The organism is Achromobacter sp. E1 (assembly GCF_037039475.1).
Taxonomy (GTDB): domain Bacteria; phylum Pseudomonadota; class Gammaproteobacteria; order Burkholderiales; family Burkholderiaceae_B; genus Achromobacter; species Achromobacter mucicolens.
The window spans coordinates 5,156,599-5,175,586 of record NZ_CP146253.1 but is presented as its reverse complement, the minus strand read 5'-3'; the positions used below and the strand labels follow the sequence as shown (position 1 = coordinate 5,175,586).

The 18,988-nt window shown below is 67.4% G+C and carries 16 protein-coding genes; 8 read left to right on the top strand and 8 right to left on the bottom strand.

Annotated elements, in window-relative coordinates; all coding sequences use genetic code 11:
* Positions 1–27 precede the first annotated feature (27 nt).
* The 6 genes from V6V88_RS23920 (at position 28) to V6V88_RS23895 (ending at position 6,096) form a co-directional block, all read left to right on the top strand.
* Positions 28–726, top strand: coding sequence for a glutathione binding-like protein (locus V6V88_RS23920; protein WP_128829013.1), 699 nt, complete (start codon positions 28–30; stop codon positions 724–726).
* Between the two features lie 3 nt (positions 727–729).
* Positions 730–1,656 carry a LysR substrate-binding domain-containing protein gene (locus tag V6V88_RS23915; protein ID WP_056325157.1) on the top strand — a complete coding sequence of 309 codons (927 nt, stop codon included), beginning with the start codon at positions 730–732 and terminating at the stop codon, positions 1,654–1,656.
* Between the two features lie 77 nt (positions 1,657–1,733).
* Positions 1,734–3,149: an FAD-dependent tricarballylate dehydrogenase TcuA gene (tcuA, locus tag V6V88_RS23910; RefSeq protein ID WP_338616671.1), complete on the top strand. Its 1,416-nt coding sequence runs from the start codon at positions 1,734–1,736 to the stop codon at positions 3,147–3,149.
* On the top strand, positions 3,136–4,377 hold the full coding sequence (gene tcuB, locus V6V88_RS23905) for a tricarballylate utilization 4Fe-4S protein TcuB (RefSeq protein WP_063956789.1): 1,242 nt from the start codon (positions 3,136–3,138) through the stop codon (positions 4,375–4,377). The genes tcuA and tcuB overlap by 14 nt, the downstream gene beginning before the upstream one ends.
* 74 nt (positions 4,378–4,451) lie before the next feature.
* On the top strand, positions 4,452–5,429 hold the full coding sequence (locus V6V88_RS23900; protein WP_338616668.1) for a tripartite tricarboxylate transporter substrate binding protein: 978 nt from the start codon (positions 4,452–4,454) through the stop codon (positions 5,427–5,429).
* Between the two features lie 85 nt (positions 5,430–5,514).
* Positions 5,515–6,096: a WG repeat-containing protein gene (locus V6V88_RS23895; protein WP_338616667.1), complete on the top strand. Its 582-nt coding sequence runs from the start codon at positions 5,515–5,517 to the stop codon at positions 6,094–6,096.
* Positions 6,097–6,109: 13 nt separating this feature from the next.
* Here V6V88_RS23895 and phbB read toward each other — a convergent pair whose 3' ends face one another.
* From phbB to V6V88_RS23865, 6 genes are read right to left on the bottom strand one after another with little or no spacing between them, the layout of a single operon-like run.
* The gene (gene phbB, locus V6V88_RS23890) at positions 6,110–6,856 is read right to left on the bottom strand and encodes an acetoacetyl-CoA reductase (RefSeq protein ID WP_062839956.1); all 747 of its coding nucleotides are present in this window, start codon (positions 6,854–6,856) and stop codon (positions 6,110–6,112) included.
* Positions 6,846–7,307 carry a hypothetical protein gene (locus tag V6V88_RS23885; RefSeq protein ID WP_313690691.1) on the bottom strand — a complete coding sequence of 154 codons (462 nt, stop codon included), beginning with the start codon at positions 7,305–7,307 and terminating at the stop codon, positions 6,846–6,848. The genes phbB and V6V88_RS23885 overlap by 11 nt, the downstream gene beginning before the upstream one ends.
* A gap of 49 nt (positions 7,308–7,356) precedes the next feature.
* Positions 7,357–8,481 (bottom strand): ABC transporter permease, encoded by a 1,125-nt coding sequence (locus V6V88_RS23880; RefSeq protein ID WP_056325177.1) that lies wholly within the window; start codon positions 8,479–8,481, stop codon positions 7,357–7,359.
* 1 nt (position 8,482) lies between these two features.
* A complete protein-coding gene (gene rbbA / locus V6V88_RS23875; RefSeq protein WP_338616665.1) occupies positions 8,483–11,218 on the bottom strand; it encodes a ribosome-associated ATPase/putative transporter RbbA in 2,736 nt (911 codons plus the stop codon).
* Positions 11,218–12,285, bottom strand: a complete 1,068-nt coding sequence (locus V6V88_RS23870; RefSeq protein ID WP_280001005.1) for an HlyD family efflux transporter periplasmic adaptor subunit — start codon at positions 12,283–12,285, stop codon at positions 11,218–11,220. Before V6V88_RS23870 ends, rbbA begins: the two co-directional genes overlap by 1 nt.
* A gap of 43 nt (positions 12,286–12,328) precedes the next feature.
* Positions 12,329–13,834, bottom strand: a complete 1,506-nt coding sequence (locus V6V88_RS23865) for an efflux transporter outer membrane subunit (protein WP_338616662.1) — start codon at positions 13,832–13,834, stop codon at positions 12,329–12,331.
* 194 nt (positions 13,835–14,028) lie between these two features.
* Between V6V88_RS23865 and V6V88_RS23860 the strand changes: the two genes are divergently transcribed.
* Together V6V88_RS23860 and V6V88_RS23855 are read left to right on the top strand one after the other, a co-directional pair.
* Positions 14,029–14,670 carry a TetR/AcrR family transcriptional regulator gene (locus V6V88_RS23860; RefSeq protein WP_175234665.1) on the top strand — a complete coding sequence of 214 codons (642 nt, stop codon included), beginning with the start codon at positions 14,029–14,031 and terminating at the stop codon, positions 14,668–14,670.
* A 92-nt stretch (positions 14,671–14,762) separates the two neighbouring features.
* Entirely contained in the window at positions 14,763–16,355 is a 1,593-nt protein-coding gene (locus V6V88_RS23855) for an EAL domain-containing protein (RefSeq protein WP_062839961.1), read from the top strand.
* Here V6V88_RS23855 and kch read toward each other — a convergent pair.
* Positions 16,332–17,543 carry a voltage-gated potassium channel protein gene (kch, locus tag V6V88_RS23850; RefSeq protein ID WP_062839962.1) on the bottom strand — a complete coding sequence of 404 codons (1,212 nt, stop codon included), beginning with the start codon at positions 17,541–17,543 and terminating at the stop codon, positions 16,332–16,334. The genes V6V88_RS23855 and kch overlap by 24 nt on opposite strands.
* 424 nt (positions 17,544–17,967) lie before the next feature.
* Positions 17,968–18,783, bottom strand: a complete 816-nt coding sequence (locus V6V88_RS23845; protein ID WP_338616658.1) for a winged helix-turn-helix domain-containing protein — start codon at positions 18,781–18,783, stop codon at positions 17,968–17,970.
* Positions 18,784–18,988 lie beyond the last annotated feature (205 nt).

Here is an 18,988-nt window from a genome sequence, read left to right as displayed (position 1 = left end):
ACCCCGCCTGCCCCGGAGAAACCCCGCATGTCCTCCCTAGACGACTTTGCCATCACCAAGAAGTGGCCCGCCCAGCACCCCGACCGCATCCAGCTTTATTCGCTGCCGACGCCCAACGGCGTGAAGGCGTCGATCATGCTGGAAGAGACGGGTTTGCCCTACGAGGTCCACCGTGTCGCCTTCGATACCAAGGATCAGTTCACGCCCGAGTTCCTGTCGCTCAGCCCGAACAACAAGATTCCGGCCATCCTCGACCCGAACGGGCCGGACGGCAAGCCGCTGGGCCTGTTCGAGTCCGGCGCGATCCTGGTTTACCTGGCCAGCAAGGCCGGCCAGTTCATCCCGGCCGACACGGCCGGACGCTTTGAAACGCTGCAATGGGTGATGTTCCAGATGGGCGGCATCGGACCGATGTTCGGCCAGCTGGGCTTTTTCCATCGGTTCGCGGGCAAGGACTACGAGGACAAGCGGCCGCGTGACCGTTACGTCGACGAGTCCAAGCGCCTGCTGACGGTGCTGGACCAGCGCCTGCAAGGGCGCGACTGGGTGATGGGCGACCAGTACACCATCGCCGATATCGCAATCTTTCCCTGGGTGCGCAACCTGGTGGGGTTCTACGACGCCGGCGATCTCGTCGGCTTTTCGTCGTTCAAGAACGTCGCGCGCGTGCTGGACGCATTCGTTGCGCGCCCGGCCGTCGCCAAGGGACTGACCATCCCGGGCTGACCCATGGAACTGCGCCAGCTTCGTTACTTTGTGCGGGTGGTCGAGGCAGGCAGCATCGGCCGGGCGGCCATGTCGATCGGCATGGTCACCTCGGCGCTCAGCCAGCAGATCAGCCGCCTTGAAGGCGAGCTGTCCACGCGCCTCTTGCAGCGCAGCGCCAGCGGCGTCGTGCCCACGGACGCGGGGCTGGCGTTCTTCCGGCAGGCGCAACTGGCCCTGCGCCACGCCGACGACGCCGTCCAGGCGGCCCAGCAGGCGCGGCTGGCGGGCCACGTCAGCGTCGGCCTGCCGTCCACCACGGCCGCCGTGCTGGGGGCGCCGTTCCTGCAGGCCATGAACGAACGCTACCCCGATATCCGGCTGCACCTGGTCGAAGCGTTGTCGGGGCATCTGACCGACATGCTCAACGGCCGCCTGCTGGACCTGGCCATCGTGTTCCACGCCGAATCCGCGCGCCGCTGGAGCGTGATGCCGCTGCTGGACGAACCCCTGTTCCTGTTCGCCCGGCCCGACATGCCCGGCGTGCCGTTTGGTGACACGACGCGGCTGGAGGCAATTGCCGACCTGCCGCTGGTGCTGCCCAGCGGCCGCCACGGCCTGCGGGCGTTGGTCAACAACGCGTTCCAGCAACTGGGGCACACGCCCCGGGTGGTGGCCGAGGTCGACGGCCTGTCGCTGCTCATGGACGTGGTGCGGCAGGGCGGCGCGGCCACGATCCAGCCCAGCTCGGCCACCGCGCGCATCGCGCCCGGCCAGTTGCAGATGGCGCGCATCGACGATGCCCACCTGTTTCGTTCGAACCTGCTGGCCAGCCTGTCCGACGAGGAACTGTCGCCCGCGGCGCTGGCCGCCCGCCTGGTCATGGCCGATGTCTCCCGCACCCTGGCGCGGGAGGGCAAGTGGGCGGTGGTGACTCTTCACGAATCGTGAACACCCGTTGACGCCCGCCTGATATCGCAGCGGCGCGCCCCTGCGTAGAGTCTGCCCCTTGAACTGGGGAAGATGGCATGGTTGACGTCTTGGTGATTGGTGGGGGCAATGCGGCGCTGTGCGCGGCCCTGATGGCGCGCGAAGCCGGCGCCAGCGTGCTGCTGCTGGAAGCGGCGCCAAAGGAATGGCGGGGCGGAAACTCGCAGCACACGCGCAACCTGCGCTGCATGCACGATGCGCCGCAGGACGTGCTGATCGACGCGTATCCCGAAGAAGAATACTGGCAGGACCTGCTCAAGGTGACGGGCGGGCAGACCAACGAACACCTGGCTCGGCTGGTCATCCGCGAATCCTCCACCTGCCGCGACTGGATGCGCCGTCACGGCGTGAACTTCCAGCCGCCGCTGTCGGGCGCGCTGCACGTGGCCCGCACCAATGCGTTCTTCATGGGCGGCGGCAAGGCGCTGGTCAACGCCTATTACCGCAGCGCCGAAGCGCTGGGCGTACAGGTCCGCTACAACGCGCCGGTCGATTCGCTGGAGCTGGACAACGGCCGTTTCGTGGCCGCGCGCATCGGCGCCGAACGCATCGAGGCCCGCGCCTGTGTGCTGGCCGCGGGCGGCTTCGAGTCCAACCGCGAATGGCTGCGCGAGGCGTGGGGCCAGAACGCGCGCGGCGAGTGGCCGGCCGACAACTTCCTGATCCGCGGCACGCGCTTCAACATGGGCGTGTTGCTCAAGTTCATGCTGGACGCCGGCGCGGACGGCATCGGCGACCCCTCGCAATCGCACTGCGTGGCCATCGATGCCCGCGCGCCGCTGTACGACGGCGGCATCTGCACGCGCATCGATTGCGTGTCGTTGGGCGTGGTCGTCAACCGCGACGCCGAGCGCTTCTACGACGAAGGCGAGGACTTCTGGCCCAAGCGCTACGCGATCTGGGGCCGCCTGACCGCCATGCAGCCCGGCCAGATCGCCTATTCCATCATTGACGCCAAGGCAATCGGCCGCTTCATGCCGCCCGTGTTCCCGGGCGTGAAGGCCGACACGCTGCCCGAACTGGCCGAAAAGCTGGGCCTGGATCCGGCCACCTTCGCCAAGACCATCGGCGACTACAACGCCGCCTGCCGCGTGGGCAAGTTCGACCACACGGCACTGGACGACTGCCATACCGAAGGCGTGACGCCCGCCAAGACGCACTGGGCGCGCCCAATCGACACCGCGCCGTTCTACGGCTATGCGCTGCGTCCCGGCATCACCTTTACGTACCTGGGCCTGAAGGTGGACGACACCGCCGCGGTCCGGTTCAACGACACGCCCAGCGGCAACCTCTTTGTCGCCGGCGAAATGATGGCCGGCAACGTGCTGGGCAAGGGCTATACCGCCGGGGTGGGCATGTCCATCGGCACGGCATTTGGCCGCATTGCCGGCACCCGCGCCGCGGCGGCGGCGCTCAGCCAGAAACATGCGGGAGCACATCATGAAGCAGCTTGAAGCCCTGGCCCGCGAGGCGCAGTCCTTTTCCAGCAGTCAGACGGGTTCAACGCCTGCCCAGCCCGCGGCCCCGGCCGAGCAGCCGGTGCGCTTTCATGCCCGGGGCGCCAAGCCGCTGACCGAAACGCTGACCGGCGACGAAACCGAAGTGGCGCGCGTCATGCAGATCTGCAACGCCTGCCGCTACTGCGAAGGTTTCTGCGCGGTGTTTCCCGCCATGACCCGCCGCCTGGAATTCGGCAAGGCCGACCTGAACTACCTGGCCAACCTGTGCCACAACTGCGGCGCCTGTCTGCACGCGTGCCAGTACGCGCCGCCGCACGAATTCGCCGTCAACGTGCCGCAGGCCATGGCCAAGGTGCGGATGCAGACGTACACCGATTACGCGTGGCCCGCCGCGCTGGGCACGCTGTACAAGCGCAATGGCCTGGCGCTGTCGCTGGCCACGGCCGCAGGTCTGGCGCTGTTCCTGGTGCTGGCGGTGGTGATGGCGGGCGGTCTTTTCCATGAACCGATGGCCGGCAACTTCTACGCCGTCTTTCCGCACAACACGCTGGCGCTGATGTTCGGCGTGGTGTTCGGCTTTTCGATGCTGGCGCTGGCGGTGGGGGTGACCCGCTTCTGGCGCAACGTCAGCCCGGGGGCGGCCTCCGGCGCAGCGGTGGCCGAGGCGGCGCACGACGCGCTGCGGCTGCGCTATCTGGACGGCGGCCACGGCAAGGGCTGCAACAACGCCGACGATGCCTTCACGCTGTGGCGCCGGCGGTTCCACCATTTCACGTTCTACGGTTTCATGCTGTGCTTTGCGGCCACCTGTGTCGCCACGCTGTACCACTATCTGCTGGGCCAGCAGGCGCCGTATCCGATTCTGAGCGCGCCCGTGCTGCTGGGCACCGCGGGCGGCATTGGCCTTCTGATCGGGCCGGCCGGGTTGCTGTGGCTGAACGTCAAGCGCCATCCGCTGCAGGGCGACGCGGCGCAAAAGCCGATGGACCGTGGCTTCATCGTGCTGCTGTTCCTGACCAGCGCGACGGGCCTGGCGCTCTTGGCCGGCCGCGACGGCAGCGCAATGGCGCTGCTGCTGGCGATCCACCTGGGCGTCGTGATGGCGCTGTTTCTGACCTTGCCCTACGGCAAGTTCGCGCATGGCATCTACCGCTCGGCCGCGCTCTTGAAGTGGTCCATCGAGAAACGCCAGCCCAACAAGCTGCAGCTCGGTTCGGACTGACCGGACCGGCCTTATCGCCAGCCTGACGGCGCCCGCACGAGGCGCCGCAGCCGGCCACAACCCTGGAGACATCAATGTTCCGCACTCGTTTGCTGGCGCGCTGCGCGCTGGCCGCCTGTCTGACGCCCGCCCTGCCTGCGGCGATGGCGCAAACCTATCCCGCCAAGCCGATCACGCTGGTCGTGCCCCATTCGGCCGGCGGCACGTCCGACATTCTGGCGCGCACCGTCGCTGCCGAAGCCGCCAAGACGCTGGGCCAGACCATCGTGATCGACAACAAGGGCGGCGCCAACGGCACCATCGCCGCCAAGCAGGTGGCCTCGTCCGCGCCGGACGGCTACACGCTGCTGCTGGCCACCGCCAGCACGCACGGCATCAACCCGTCGCTCTACTCGCGCATTTCCTACGACGCGGTCAAGGACTTCACGCCCGTCACGCTGCTGGCCACCGTGCCCAACGTGCTGGTCGTCGGTCCCAACGTCAAGGCCGGCAACGTGCAGGAACTCATTGCCTTCATCCAGTCGCAAGGCGACAAGACCAACATGGGCTCGGCAGGCGCCGGCACGCCGGGGCATCTAGCCGGCGAGATGTTCAAGAGCGAAGCCAAGCTCCAGTTCACGCACGTGCCCTACAAGGGCGGCAGCCCCGCCATCACCGATCTCATCGGCGGCCAGATCGATTTCATGTTCACCACCATTCCGGGCGTGTTGCCGCACGTGAAGGCAGGATCGCTGCGCGCCCTGGCCGTGACCTCGCCCGAGCGCTCGTCCGCGATGCCCGACGTGCCGACGATGGCCGAGTCCGGCTTGCCCGGCTTCCAAGCGGTGTCCTGGCACGGCATCGTCGCGCCGGCCGGCACGCCGGACGTCGTGGTGGCGCGGCTGAACCAGGCGCTGACCGGCGCGCTGGCGGCGCCCGAGGTCAAGCAACGTTTGCTGGAAGAGGGCGCGCGCGCCTCCGGCGTGAACACGGCGGAATTCGGCAAATTCATCCAGACCGAGATGGCGGCCTGGGCCAAGGCGGTCAAGGATTCGGGCGCCACGGCCAACTGACCGGCAGGGCGGTCCCCGCGGGCCGCTTCCTTCTGGACGATGAGCATGCCGATCGGCACGCGGGCGCCGTGCTAGGATGCCCCGCATGCTGATCGCCGCCCTGCTCACCTCGCTGGCTCTCACCCCGGGCCACGCCGTTGAATACGACCTCGCGTGCTTCTTTGCGGACAGGCAGGCGCAAGGGTCGCTGGAACACGTCGAGCACTGCGCCCGCGCCACGAAGGACAGCGTCGAGTTCCGGCCTGCCGTGCTGGCGCGGATGGATTTCGGCGACGATGGCCTGTCGCCCGCCACGGCCAACGGCTCGTGGCACTGGGTGCGGCCCGACGGACACGCCGTGGCCGTGGTCACGTTCGACAACAGCGCCGACGACTTCGAGGAAGGCCTCACCCGCGGTCCTTGGGCCGGCGGCATGGCCTACTACGACAAGCAGCTCAACCGCGTGCTGGCCACGCCCTACGATTGGGTCGACCGCTTCGAAGGCGGTTTGGCCGCGGTCTGCAAGGGCTGCCGTATCGAGCGCACGCGCGACGGCGAACACAGCGTCGTGACGGGCGGAGAATGGGGCGCCATCGACCGCCAGGGCCGGCTGGCGCTGCCCATGCGGCCGGACGCGACCTCGTTGCGGGCGCAGATGCAGGCGCAGCGCAAGGCGCCGGGACGCTGAAAGAACGGCCGCATCAATACATATGCTGGCCGCCATTCATGGCCACGTTGCTGCCCGTCATGAAACCGGCCGCATCGCTGCAGATAAACACGACGAGCGCGGCAATTTCATCGGGTTCGCCCAGCCGCCCCACCGGGATCTGCGGCAGGATCTTTTCCTGCATGACTTCCGGCGGCACGGCCTGCACCATCCGCGTGGCCAGATAGCCGGGCGACACCGTGTTCACCGTGACGCCCTTGCGGGCCATTTCCAGCGCCAGCGACTTCGTGAACCCATGAATGCCAGCCTTCGACGCAGCGTAGTTGGTCTGTCCGAACGCGCCCTTGCTGCCGTTGACCGACGAGATGTTGACGATGCGGCCCCAGCCCCGATCCGCCATCGGACCGCACAGCGGCTGGGTCATGTTGAACATGGAATCCAGGTTGCTGTGCATGACGTCCGCCCAATCCTGCGCGCTCATCTTGCGCAGGCTCGCGTCGCGCGTGATGCCCGCGTTGTTCACCAGAATGTCGATCTGGCGGCCGTCCTCTTCGAGCCGGCGGGCCAGCGCCTGGCAGGCGTCGAAGTCCGCCACGTCCACCTTGTACGAGGAAAAGGTTCGGCCTTTCGCCGCCTCTTCCTTGATCCAGTCGCGCGTGGCGGCCTCGCTGGAATGGTAGGTGACGATGACGTCGTGGCCCGCATCGTGCAGCGCCACGGCGATGGCGCGGCCCAGGCAGCCGGTCCCGCCCGTGATGAGCGCGGTGCGCTTAGAGGTCATGGCGGCCTCCTTGCTGGTTGGCGTCCTGCATGGCGGCGCAGGCGGCCGCCATCTGCTTGGTCATCACGGACCACATCTGCGCGAGCGGTGAATTGTCGGCAGCCGCGCCGTTGGCCTGCTTGAACCATTCGCACATCGCTTCGCCCACGCCGGCCGCCAAGGTGGCCTGCTCCTGCAGCGCTGCGTGGGTGAGGGCCTGGCTGGCTTCCAGCTGGGTCTGCCAGCGCTTGCGCGCGAGTTCGCCCATGGCGGGCATGGCGTCCTGCCAGTTGGCGGTGGGGGGCATGGGGGAAAAGGCGGCGAGATACTGGCCGGAGCTGTCGCTGGCCAGCCGCTGGCCCATTTCGAGCCAGCGCTGCTGGCTTTCCTGCGCAAGCTGGGCCAGGCGCTGGCAGAAGGCGACGTTGGCGCCGGTCAGGCCGTCGGGCAGGGAGGCATTTGCTTTCTTCATCATCCGTCCTTTTATGAAAGTGGTAAGGGGAAACGAATACACACGGGCCTCATGCCATCTGGCTGAGGGTCTTGCGAAAACGCGCCAGGGATAACGCAAACAGGACGGCGCCGATCAGCGCCAGCGCCAGGAAGGGTTGCCATACGACGCTGATGCCCGCGCCGCGATAGAGGATGGCTTGGCCCAGTTCCACGAAATGCGTCGTGGGGGCGGCCAACATGATGTTCTGCACGAACGCCGGCATGCTTTCGCGCGGCGTGGTGCCCCCGGACAGCATCTGCAGGGGCAAAAGCACTAGTACGAGCAGCATGCCGAATTGCGGCATGCTGCGTGCAAGCGTAGCCATGAAAATGCCCATCGAGGTCGTGGCGAACAGGTGCAGCGCCACGCCGGCCAGAAACAGCGCGACCGATCCTTCGATCGGCACGTGCAGCAGGCCCCGCACCACGAACGTCAACGATAGCCCAGCGGACGCCAGTACGACCAGCCCCATCGACCAGACCTTCGCGACCATGATTTCGGTGGGCGTGACGGGCATGACCAGCAGGTGCTCGATGGTCCCGTGTTCGCGCTCGCGTATCAACGCGGCGCCGGTCAGGATGATGGACAGCATCGTGACGTTATTGATGATCTCCATCAGCGCGCCGAACCACGACTGGGTGAGGTTCGGGTTGAATCGCATGCGCACCGCCAGTTCGACGGGCAGCTCGGTGGGCGCGCGATAGCGCCTGACGAATTCGTTGATCTCGTCGGTGATGATTTGCTGGATGTAGCTGCTGCCCGTGAACGCCTGGCTCATCCGGGTGGCGTCGACATTCAGCTGGATCTGCGCCGGCCGGCCGGCCAACACGTCGCGCTGGAAGTTGGGCGGGATGTTGACGGTAAACGTTTGGCGGCCTGCGTCCATGTTGGCGTCCGCCTGAGCCGGGGTCACAAGCTGCGGCGGCGTGAAATGCGGCGGATAGAAGGCCGAGACGATGCGCGCGGACAGCGGCGACTGGTCTTCGTCCACGACGGCGATGGGCGCGTTGTGCAGCGTTTCGGGCACGGCGGTGGCCGCCGTGTAGATCATCAACGTGAACGACACGACGATCAGAACCAGCATCATCGGGTCGCGCGCCAGGCTCCAGAGCTCTTTCACGCCAAGGCGGTAGATGTTCGCCAGGTGCCGCATGTCAGGTCTCCTGCTTTTTCAACAGCAGCGCCGACGCGCCCAGGATGATGGGAATGGAGATCAGCAGCGGCCAGAACGAGGCGTAAAGGTCATGCAGCCCCAGCGCCTTGCTGAACACGCCGCGGCTGATGATGAGCATGTGGGTGGCGGGATAGACCTGTCCGATCAGCCGGCCCGCGCCCTCCAGCGACGACACCGGATTGAGCAGCCCGGCAAACTGCACGGCCGGAACCAGGGTGCCGATCATCGTGAAGAACAGCGCGGCGATCTGGCTGCGCGTGAACGTGGAGGCCAACAGGCCAATCGCGGTGGCCACCACGTTGTAGATCAGCGCGGCGAGCAATAGCGTGCCAAAGCTGCCCTTGATGGGCACGCCGAAAAGCGTCACGGCAAGCAGGGCCATCAGCAGGAAGTTCAGCATCGCCAGCGCGACGTACGGCGCCTGTTTGCCCAGCAGGAATTCCAGCCGCGTCACCGGCGTGACATAAAGATTGGTGATCGAGCCCAATTCCTTTTCGCGCACCACGGCCAGCGCCGTCAGCATGGCCGGCATCATCAGCAGCAGCAGCGGAATGACGGCAGGCACCATGGCGGGCAGGCTGCGCACATCGGGGTTGTAGCGAAACCGCGTCTCCACGCTGACGGGAAGCTGCGCGCTGGCGCCCAGCCGCTCGCGCGCCTGCTGCGCCAGCCAGCCCTGGTGCATGCCCAGCACATAGCCGCGGATGGTCTCGGCCCGTTGCGGCATGGCCCCGTCGATCCAGACGCCGATCTGCGCGGGCTTGCCGCGCTCAATGTCGCGCGCGAAGCCTTGCGGAATCTCGATGGCCAGCGACAGCTCGCCGCTGCGCATGCGCGCGTCCAGGTCCGCGTAATCGGCAATGGGCGGATGTTCGATGAAGTAGCGGGACCCCGACAGATTCAGGCTGTAGTTCTGGCTCAGGCCCGTCTGGTCGCGGTCCATGACCGCATAGCGCAGGTCCTCGACGTCCAGGCTGATGCCGTAGCCCATCACGAACATCAGCAAGAGCGAGCCCAGCAGCGCCAGCGTGGCGCGCACGGGGTCGCGCTGCAGTTCCAGCGATTCGCGCCACATGTAGCTGAACGCGCGATGCAGGCTGAACCCGCGCCGGGCCGGCGGGGCGGGCGGGGCGGCGTCCTCGATGGGCGGCGCCGCGCCCGTGTCGGCCGCAGTGCCGGCGCCAGCATCGATCAGGTAGGCAATGAAGGCGGCTTCCAGCGAGCTTGCGCCGCGCAAGCGAATGATTTCGTCGGGCGCGGCGCTTACCAGCACCTTGCCCGCGTGCATCAGCGAAATGCGGTCGCATCGCTGGGCCTCGTTCATGAAGTGCGTGGAGATGAAGATCGTGACGTGATCCTTGCGGGCCAGTTCGATCAGCAGGTTCCAGAATCCGTCGCGCGCGACCGGATCCACCCCCGACGTAGGCTCGTCCAGGATGAGCAGCTCGGGCTTGTGTACCATCGCCACGGCAAGCGAAAGCCGCTGGCGCACGCCCATGGGCAGGTTCTGCGGCAGCGCGTCCAGCACGCGGTCCAGCCCGAAGCGCGTGACCATCTCCTGGACGCGCGCGGGGATGTCGGCCTCCGGCACGTGGAATAGCCGCGCGTGCAGCACCAGGTTCTGCCGCACGGTCAGTTCGCCGTACAGTGAAAAGGCCTGCGACATGTAGCCCACGCGCCGGCGCGTGTCGATGTTGCGTGGATCGACCTCCTCTCCGAATAAGAAGGCCTGGCCTTCGCTGGCGGGCAAGAGGCCCGTCAGCATCTTCATGGTGGTCGACTTGCCGCAGCCGTTCGAGCCCAGGAACCCGAAGATCTCGCCGCGCCGGATGCGGAAGTTGACGTGGTCCACGGCCACGAAGTCGCCAAAGCGCATGGTCAGGTCGCGCGCCTCGATGGCGATGCCGGCATCCTCGTCCAGGGCCAGCGGCACGATCTCGACGGGTTTGTGGCCGCGCCGCTTTTGCTCGGGCAGCAGCGCAATGAAGGCCGCTTCCAGCGTCTGCGCGCCGGTGCGGTCCTGCAATTCGGCGGGCGTGCCGGTGGCCAGCACGCGGCCGGCGTCCATGGCGATCAGCCAATCGAAACGCTGCGCCTCGTCCATGTAGGCGGTCGCCACGATGACGCTCATGCCGCGCCGCTGCGCGCGAATCTCGTTGATCAGATCCCAGAACTGCGCGCGCGCCAGCGGGTCCACGCCTGTAGTGGGCTCGTCCAGGATGAGCAGGTCCGGATCATGGATCAGCGCGCAGCACAGCCCCAGCTTCTGCTTCATGCCCCCGGACAGCTTGCCCGCGGGCCGGGACAGGAAGGCCGACAGGCCGGTGCTGCGGGTCAGGCTGTCGATGCGGCGGCGGCGCTCGGCCGCGTCATGGCCGAACAGGCGGCCAAAGAACTGCAGGTTCTCTTCCACGGACAAGGTGGGGTAGAGATTCTTGCCCAAGCCCTGCGGCATGTAGGCGATGCGCGGGCAGACGGCCTCGCGGTGCCTACGGCTGGCCATGTCGCCGCCCAGCACCATGACCTTGCCCTGCTGCACGGCCCGCGCGCCCGCCACCAGCGCGAGCAGGCTGGACTTGCCCACGCCATCCGGGCCGATCAGTCCCACCATGCGTCCGGCGGGAATATCCAGCGTAATGCCGTCCAGCGCCTGGGTCTTGCCATAGCGCAGGCCGACATCGGACAGCGAGGCGACGGGCGGGACGGCCGGGGACATCAGGGCACCTTGACGTCAAGATAGCCGGGCCATTGGGCATCCGGGTCCAGTTTCAGCCACGCCACGCCGGGCAGCCCGGTCTTGACCTGCGTCAGGTGGCGGCGCAGCAGGTCGGGGCTGATCTGCGCCTTGACGCGGAACATCAGCTTCTGGCGTTCGCTGGCGGTTTCGACTGTCTTGGGCGTGAATTGCGCGGTGCTGGCCACGAACGACACCGTGGCGGGGATGACGTATTCCGGCGCGGCATCCAGGATGATGCGAACGTCCTGGCCCAGCGCGACGCGGCCCGCCGCCTGCTCGGGCAGGAAGAACGTCATGTAGACGTCGGCCAGGTCGACCATGTTGAGTACCTTGCCGCCCGCGCCCAGGACCTCGCCCGGCTGCGCCACGCGGTATTGCACGCGGCCGGCGCGAGGGGCCCGTAGCTCGCTGTCGGCGATGTCGGCGTCGATGCGCGACACCGTGGCCTGCGCAGCCGCAATGGCCGATTGGGCGCCGACCTGCGCGGCCCGGGCCGCGTCGATGGCTGCGGCGGCTGCCGTGACCTGCGCGCGGGCGGCGTTCACCGCGGCCTGCATGCTGCGCACGCGGGCGCGGTCGTCGTCCAGTTCCTGGATCGACGAGGCGCCCTCCTTGGACAGCGTCTGCGAACGTGCGAGGCGCCGGCGCGCCGCGTCCAGCTCGCTTTCGCGCTGCACCACGACGGCTTCGGCGGCCCGTTTGTCGCTCTCGCGCTGCGCCACCTGCGCCGCCGCGCTGGCCGCGCCATTGACCGCCTGCTGATGCTGCGCCCGCGCTTCCTCGCGCTGCGCCTGCAGCGTGTCGATCTGCATGCGCGCCAGCGGCTGGCCAGCCGCGACGAAGTCGCCCTCCGTGACCAGCACTTCCTGCACGCGGCCCGCCAGCTTGGTGGCCACGTCGATCTCGGTGGCTTCGATCCGGCCGTTGCCGCTGACAAAGCCAGGCCCCGGCCCGGTGTCCGCCAACATGCGCCAGCCGTAGTAGCCGGCGGCTGCGGCAACCACGAGGGCAATCAGGAAGACCAGTTTTCGTTTGGGTAGAGGCATGTCGGCGTGTCCTTGATCTTTGGGCTTTTCAGCGTCGGGCCCGTCAGCGTTGGGCCGTGCCGGCGTCAGGCGCTTCAAGCGCCAGCGCCCCGCCGCCCAGCGCGGCATACAGGCCGATGCGGCTGGACAGGAGCGCGCGGCGCGTTTCCACCAGCTGCTGCTGCGCGGCCAGCAGATCCCGTTTGGCGTCGAGCACTTCCAGGTACGGAGAGGCGCCATGGTCGTAGCGCAACTGCGCCAGGCGGGTCCGCTCGGCCTGCGCCGCCACGGTGGCGCGCAGCACGTCCACCTGTTCGGCCAGCCAGCGGCGCGATGCCAGCGCGTCGGACACGTCCCTGAATGCGCTTTGTATGGTCTGTTCGTAGCTGGCGATGGCCAAATCCCGGCGCGCTTCGGTCAGGTCCAGCGTGGACTGCCGGCGGCCGGCATCGAAGATCGGCAGGTTGATGCTGGGCGCGAAATTCCAGGCGCGGCTTCCCCCCGCGAACAGTCCGTCCAGTTCGGCGCTGGCGGTGCCGAAGGCCCCGGTCAGCGTGATGCTGGGCAGAAAGGCGGCGCGGGCCGCGCCGATGTTGGCGTTGGCGGCCTTGAGCCGATGCTCCGCGGCCAGGATGTCGGGCCGGTCGGTCAGCAGGTCGGACGGCAGCCCCGCCGGCAGATCGCGCATCACGGCCTCGTCATTGAGCCGCGCCGGACCGGCGGGCAGATCCAGCGGCGCACCCACCAGCAATTCCAGGGTGTGCGCCTGTGCGGCGCGCGAACGTTCCAGTTCCGTGCCCAATGCCTTGGCCTGCTGCCACAGCGTCTCGACCTGCGTCAGGTCCAGCTTCGAGATGGCGCCTTCCTCGAAGCGGCGGCGGAAGATGCGCAGCGATTCCGCGCGCGAGTCGATGGTCTCGCGGGTGAGCTCCAGGCGTTCGTCCAGTTCGCGCAACCGCAGGTAGCCGTCCGCCACCTGGGCGATGAGGCTCAGCGTGGCCGCCTGCGCCGCCGCCTGCGTCGATAGATAGTTTTCCAGCGCCGCATCGCTGAGGCTGCGCACCCGTCCCCAGAAATCCAGTTCCCAGGTCGCCATGCCCAGGCCGACCTGATACTGGCTGGACACCTGCGGCTGGCCCGTCACATTCAGGTCGCCCGGCACGCGCGCCCGCGAGCCTTGCGCCTGCACGCCCACGGTGGGGAACTGGTCGGACCGTTGGATGCCGTACAGCGCCCGCGCTTCCTCGACCCGCAGCAACGCCGCGCGCAGGTCGCGGCTGTTTTCCAGCGCGGTGGCGATCAGGCCTTGCAGCGCGGGGTCGGGAAAGTAGGACTGCCAGGCGATGCGGGCGGCGGCGGGCGCGGCGATGGACGCGGGCGCCGCCGCGGGCAGGGCGGCGTCCAGCTGTCCGGCTGGCGGCTGGCTGTCGCGGGGATATGCCTGCGGCACCGGCAAGGCAGGGCGTTGGTATTCGGGCGCGAGCGAGGTGCAGCCGGCGGCCATCAGCAGCGTCAGGGCGGCGGCGGCCAGACGAGGAGGTATCGAAGCGGAAAACGCGGTTGCTGTCATGCGGCGGGTCTCCGGCTCGGGGGGCGGAAGCGTCTCGCGCGCGGCAGGCTTTTGGCCGTGCGGCAGGGACGGTTCCGGCGCCAGGGCGTGTGCCTATTGTGCCCATCCGGCCGCAAAATTCCTTGACGCGAATCAATTTAGCGACTGACTGGTCGGTATGTAATGGGCGCATCGTGACCCTGGAGCAATCAGACATGGACAGGCCACGCACTCGCCTGCCGCCGCCGGTACGGATCGGCCAGATCCTGGACGCCGCGCTGCGGGAATTCTCGCGAGCGGGCTACTCGGGCACGCGCATGGACGACATCGCGTTGCGCGCCGGCGTGTCCAAGGGCGGGCTGTACGCGCATTTCGCAAGCAAGGAAGCCATCTTCGAGGCGCTGCTCGAACGCCACCTCGCGCCCGCGCCCCTCGATATCCCGGCCATTGTCGACAGCGCCGCCTCGGTGCAGGCCTTGGCCGAGCGCATTGCCGATCATCTGCATGAAAGCCTCGCCAATCCCGCCATGATCAGCACGCTGCGGCTGCTGCTTGCCGAAAGCGGCAGGGTGCCGCATCTGGCGGCGCGCTGGCGCCACGAAACCGCCGAGGCGCATCTTGCCGACCTGGGCCGTCTGCTGGCGCTGGCCCGCCGGCGGGGGCTGTGCCGCGACAGCGTTGCGCTGCGCGAACCCTGGCTGCTGCTGGCGCCGGTGGTGCACACGGTGGTCATGGCCGCGCTGCTTGGACCGGACGACGAGCTTGGCCTCGCGGCGCGCCGCGAGGCCCACGTGGCGATGATTGTCGAATTATTGGCCCCGGCGGCCCGGCAGCGGCGGGCAGCACGCAGTTCTTGACGCCGCGCCGCGCATGGTGTCCCATCGCATCGATGCACCCGCACTAATGGCCCCTTTACTGCCGCGGAGACCCCTTGCCGACACCAGGCCTGATGGAACGCGTACCGTCGTGGCGTTATCTGCCCGTGGCCCTGGCGCTGGTGCTGCCCGTGATCGCCTGCGTGGCCTGGACCTGGTGGCATGCCCAGAAAGAACAGCGCCATGACGCCGAGTCGGCCGCGCGCATCGTTCAAGTCCAGACGCAACTCATACTGACGCAGTCCTGGGAACTTCTGGACCGCGTGGCGCCGCTGACCGCCCTGTCCTGCGACGAGGCACTGCCCGATCTGCAACGCTGGGGGTCGCTGAACCCATATGTCCGGTCCCTGGTGCTGGTGCGCGGCGAGCGCATGTATTGCTCGTCGGCGGTCGGCAAGGTCGATTATGCGGTATCGGAGTTTCGCAGATGGTCGGTGGGCGGGTCCCCGGACCGCTGGCTCATCACGGTGGCCGGAACTCCGCTGGCGCCGGAACGTCCTGCCGTGCTGTTGGGCCGGCCCGGGGTCGAAGGCCACAGCGCGGTCGTGGTGGTCGACGGCCGGTACGTGCAGGATCTGCTGAACGCGCTATCCAATCTGCGCGATTACCAGATCGACGTGCAAGTGGGAGAGGGCGGGGTGCCCATCCACAACGATCTCAAGGGGGCAGCGGGCGCGCCCCGCGAAGTGATCTACACCGAGACGACAAACCCCGACGGCCGCGCGCCGGTCACCCTCAGTGTCAGCGCGCCGGCCGAAGCGGTCGTGCAGGCGTGGCAGCAACTGCTGATGACCTACCTGCCCGCCGCGGCGCTGCTTGGCCTCGGCCTGGCCGTGGCGGCGTTTCGCCAGCAGGTCAACCGCCAGTCCTTCAAGGAGCAATTGCGCCGCGCCATCGTTGCCGACGAATTCCGGGTGCATTACCAGCCGGTATACGGCCATGCGGTGGGCCAGTGCAGCGGGGTCGAGGCCTTGTTGCGCTGGGAGCGGCCGGGCGTGGGCGGCGTGCGGCCCGACGTCTTCATCGCCGCCGCCGAAACCAATGGCATGATCGTCCCGCTGACGCGCCATCTGTTCGCGCTGATCGAGCGGGACATGCGCGACTGGGACACGCCGCCCGGCTTTCATGTGGGCGTGAACATTGCCGCCGCGCATTTGTCCTGCCCCGAATTCACCGCCGACATCGAGCGCTTTGCCGCCAACATCGCCCAGCGTGCACCGACCCTGGTGCTGGAGATCACCGAACGCAGTCTGGTCACCGACGACGGGCAGGCCCGGCGCAATATCGAGGCCTTGCGAGCGCAGGGCGTGCGCGTGGCCATCGACGATTTCGGCACCGGCCATTGTTCGCTGTCGTATCTGCAGCGGTTTCCGGTGGATTACCTGAAGATCGACAAGGGGTTCGTGCATGCCATCGAACCCACGGGCGAAGACGCGCCGGTGCTGGACGTCATCATCACACTCGCGCACCGGCTGGGTCTGGCGGTGCTGGCCGAAGGCGTCGAAACCGACCTGCAGTTCCGCTATCTCAGCGGCCGCGGCGTGGCGTTCATCCAGGGTTACCTGTTTGCGCGGCCCATGCCGTCGGATCAATTCGTGGCGTGGTATGCGCGGCACGCGCCGTTGGGCGAGCCGCAGCTGCGTTCAAGCGGGCTTGGCGTCGGTTGAAGGCTTGGCGAAGAACAGGTCGGTGATGGCCTGGCTGTCCATGGGCTCGCCGTTGATCGCGCGGGTCAGCAATTCCGCGCCCAGCAGTTGCACCGAGAACACCAGGTCGGGCTGCACCCGGCGGATCTTTTCGAGGTGCTTGCTGGTGTTGACCAGCGCCACGGTCTTGGCGCCGTCCGCGCCGGTTGCTTCCTTGGCGGCCAGCACGATGAACGCATTCTCGGCGTCGTCGTCGCGCAGCGCCAGCACATAGCGCGCCCGCGCCACGCCCGCCACGTGCAGCACGTCCACGCTCGAGGGATCGCCTTCGATCAGGTCGGTGGCGGCCGGGTAGTCGTGCGCCACGCCGGTCGGGACGATGACGGTGACGTCTTCGTTGCGGCTGCGCAGGCCCTGGTAGACGCTCAACGCGAGGGGCGTGGCGCCGGCGATGATGATGTGGTTCTTTCTCATGGCCGAGGAAAACCTGCCTTTGACGAGCCGTTTCAGGTTGCCGCCGATCACCGGGCCGGCGATCGCGCTGACGGAGGTTGCGAAGACGGTGATGCCGAGGATGATAATCGACGCAGTGAACAGCCGCGCCGTGCCGCTGTGCGGCGTGATGTCGCCGTAACCCACCGTGGACATCGAGACGATCGAAAAGTAGAGCGCGGTGCCGGCATCCAGGATGGGCGGGTTGAATTCGTTGCCCAGGTATAGCGTGCCGAACACGGCGTAGATCATCAGCGACAGCACGCTCACCAGGGCGAAGAGCGACCCGGCCGTCACGCTGGCGCGGTCGAAACGGCGCCAGTAGGCCACCAGCGCGATCACCAGCACCAAGGTATAGATGCCCAGTCCCGCGCGGCCGCCATCGCCCAGGATGGCGAAGGTGCCGATGCCGATCAGCAGCACCAGCGAAAACGCCCACGCAATGCGCGCTTTCAGGATCAGGCCCAGCGCAATCACCTGCAGGCCCACGCCAAGCACCAGGCGCGGAATCTCCAGCAACCCGACCACGCGCATGATCTCGTGCCAGTTGTCCAGCGCAAGCCAGAACGAATATTCGCGTGCGCGGACTTCGCGCAGCACCGGGTGCATGAAGGCGTATCCGTCCAGCGCCACCAGGAAGGCGAGGCACCAGTTCGGCGGGAAGAACGCCAGTATCTTACGGAGCCGATGGCGCAGGGGAGGCTGGGGCAGGGGCATCGAGGGCACAAGCTTCCTATATCAATATGGTATGGAAGACTATCAACAAAGAATTACTGCAAACGCGTCCGAGGTCATAAACTTTCCTCATCAGGCGGCTATCCGGAAGGAACACCGCCGATATGGCAGTAAAGCCTACCAGCAGTCAGGGTGGACGCATTGCCAGGCGTTGATCACGTTGCAGCCAGTGCAGGGACTAGAGACCCGGCGCGGGCCACGGTTGGACCGTGCGTGAGTAGTATGAGGCACGAATGTTGGAATCGCGTGATCCAGGTAGAAGGCATCGGTGCCGGCCGATGACTCCGGGCTCACGTGTTGTTTTAGCGCGGCGTCTTACCCTTCGGGGGCAGCGCCGCGTTTTTTTCGCCCGGCGGTTTGTGCCGGGCCACCCTTGCAGCCACGCGTGGCGCGTCCGCTGCTTCGGTTACACGGACGCGTTCGCGTCCGCTTCTTCGCTGCGCCAGGCCTCTCGACCGTCGGCGCGCGGGGTCGGCGCCGTGACCCGATATTCCAGATCCAGCGTGATGTCGGCCGCAAACATGTAGCCCCATCCGTGCACCGCGCGGATCGGCAGCGTCATCTGGTTGGCCGCGGCCTTGCGCCGCAATCGGCTGATCATCACATCCACGAAGCGCCGGCGCGTGATGCCGCTATCGGCTTCGTCCGCCCCATCGGCAAGAAATGCGTCGCGGCTGACCTTGCGGTCCGGCGCGTTGACCAGTCTGGACAGGAAGTCGCGTTCGCCCGTCGTCAGCCCCAGCGTCCTGCCCTTGGGACTGATGAGGGTCCACCCCTTGTTCGCCAGCCGCCAGCCTTCCTGGGCCGCCTCTTCGGCCGTGTGCGGATCCGCGCCCGTCTCCAGCCCATCCAAACCGACCGCGCGACGCACCAGCGCCTGCAGGACGGCTGCGAGTTCCAGGCCCGTGACATCCGGCGGCAGACACGCGTCCGCCCCGCACAACAGCGTGCGGATGCGGCTTTCGGCGTCGAGGAATGGGGCGATGGCCACGATGCCCAGGCTGCGGTCGATCGCGCGCAGGCGCACGGCGGCGTTGTGCACATCCGGAAGCGGCGCTTCCAGGACCACCAGCGGGCTGGGCCGGCGGGAAAATCTGTCGTAGACGTCCACCAGATCGGGGCAGCGGCGGACGTTGAATCCCAGATGGGACAGGGACTCGACCAGTCTGGCATGCCTGGCGTCGTCGCTGCCAAGAAAAATGACATCCAGCGTGTTGTTCATTGATGCTTCCAATGAGGCGGCGCGGGCAGGCCGTGGGCGCCAGGAAAATGCCGGACGCCTGGCTCAAGCCATGCCGTTGCCGGCCGTTGTGGGCGCGAGTCCTCAAGGGAGGCACGCCTGTGTTTCATTTAAACACGGGCGTGTTTTTTTGTGAAGAGACGTTTCTATGGTTTCGGACAGTAACAGTTCGTCCGGGGAGGAATCC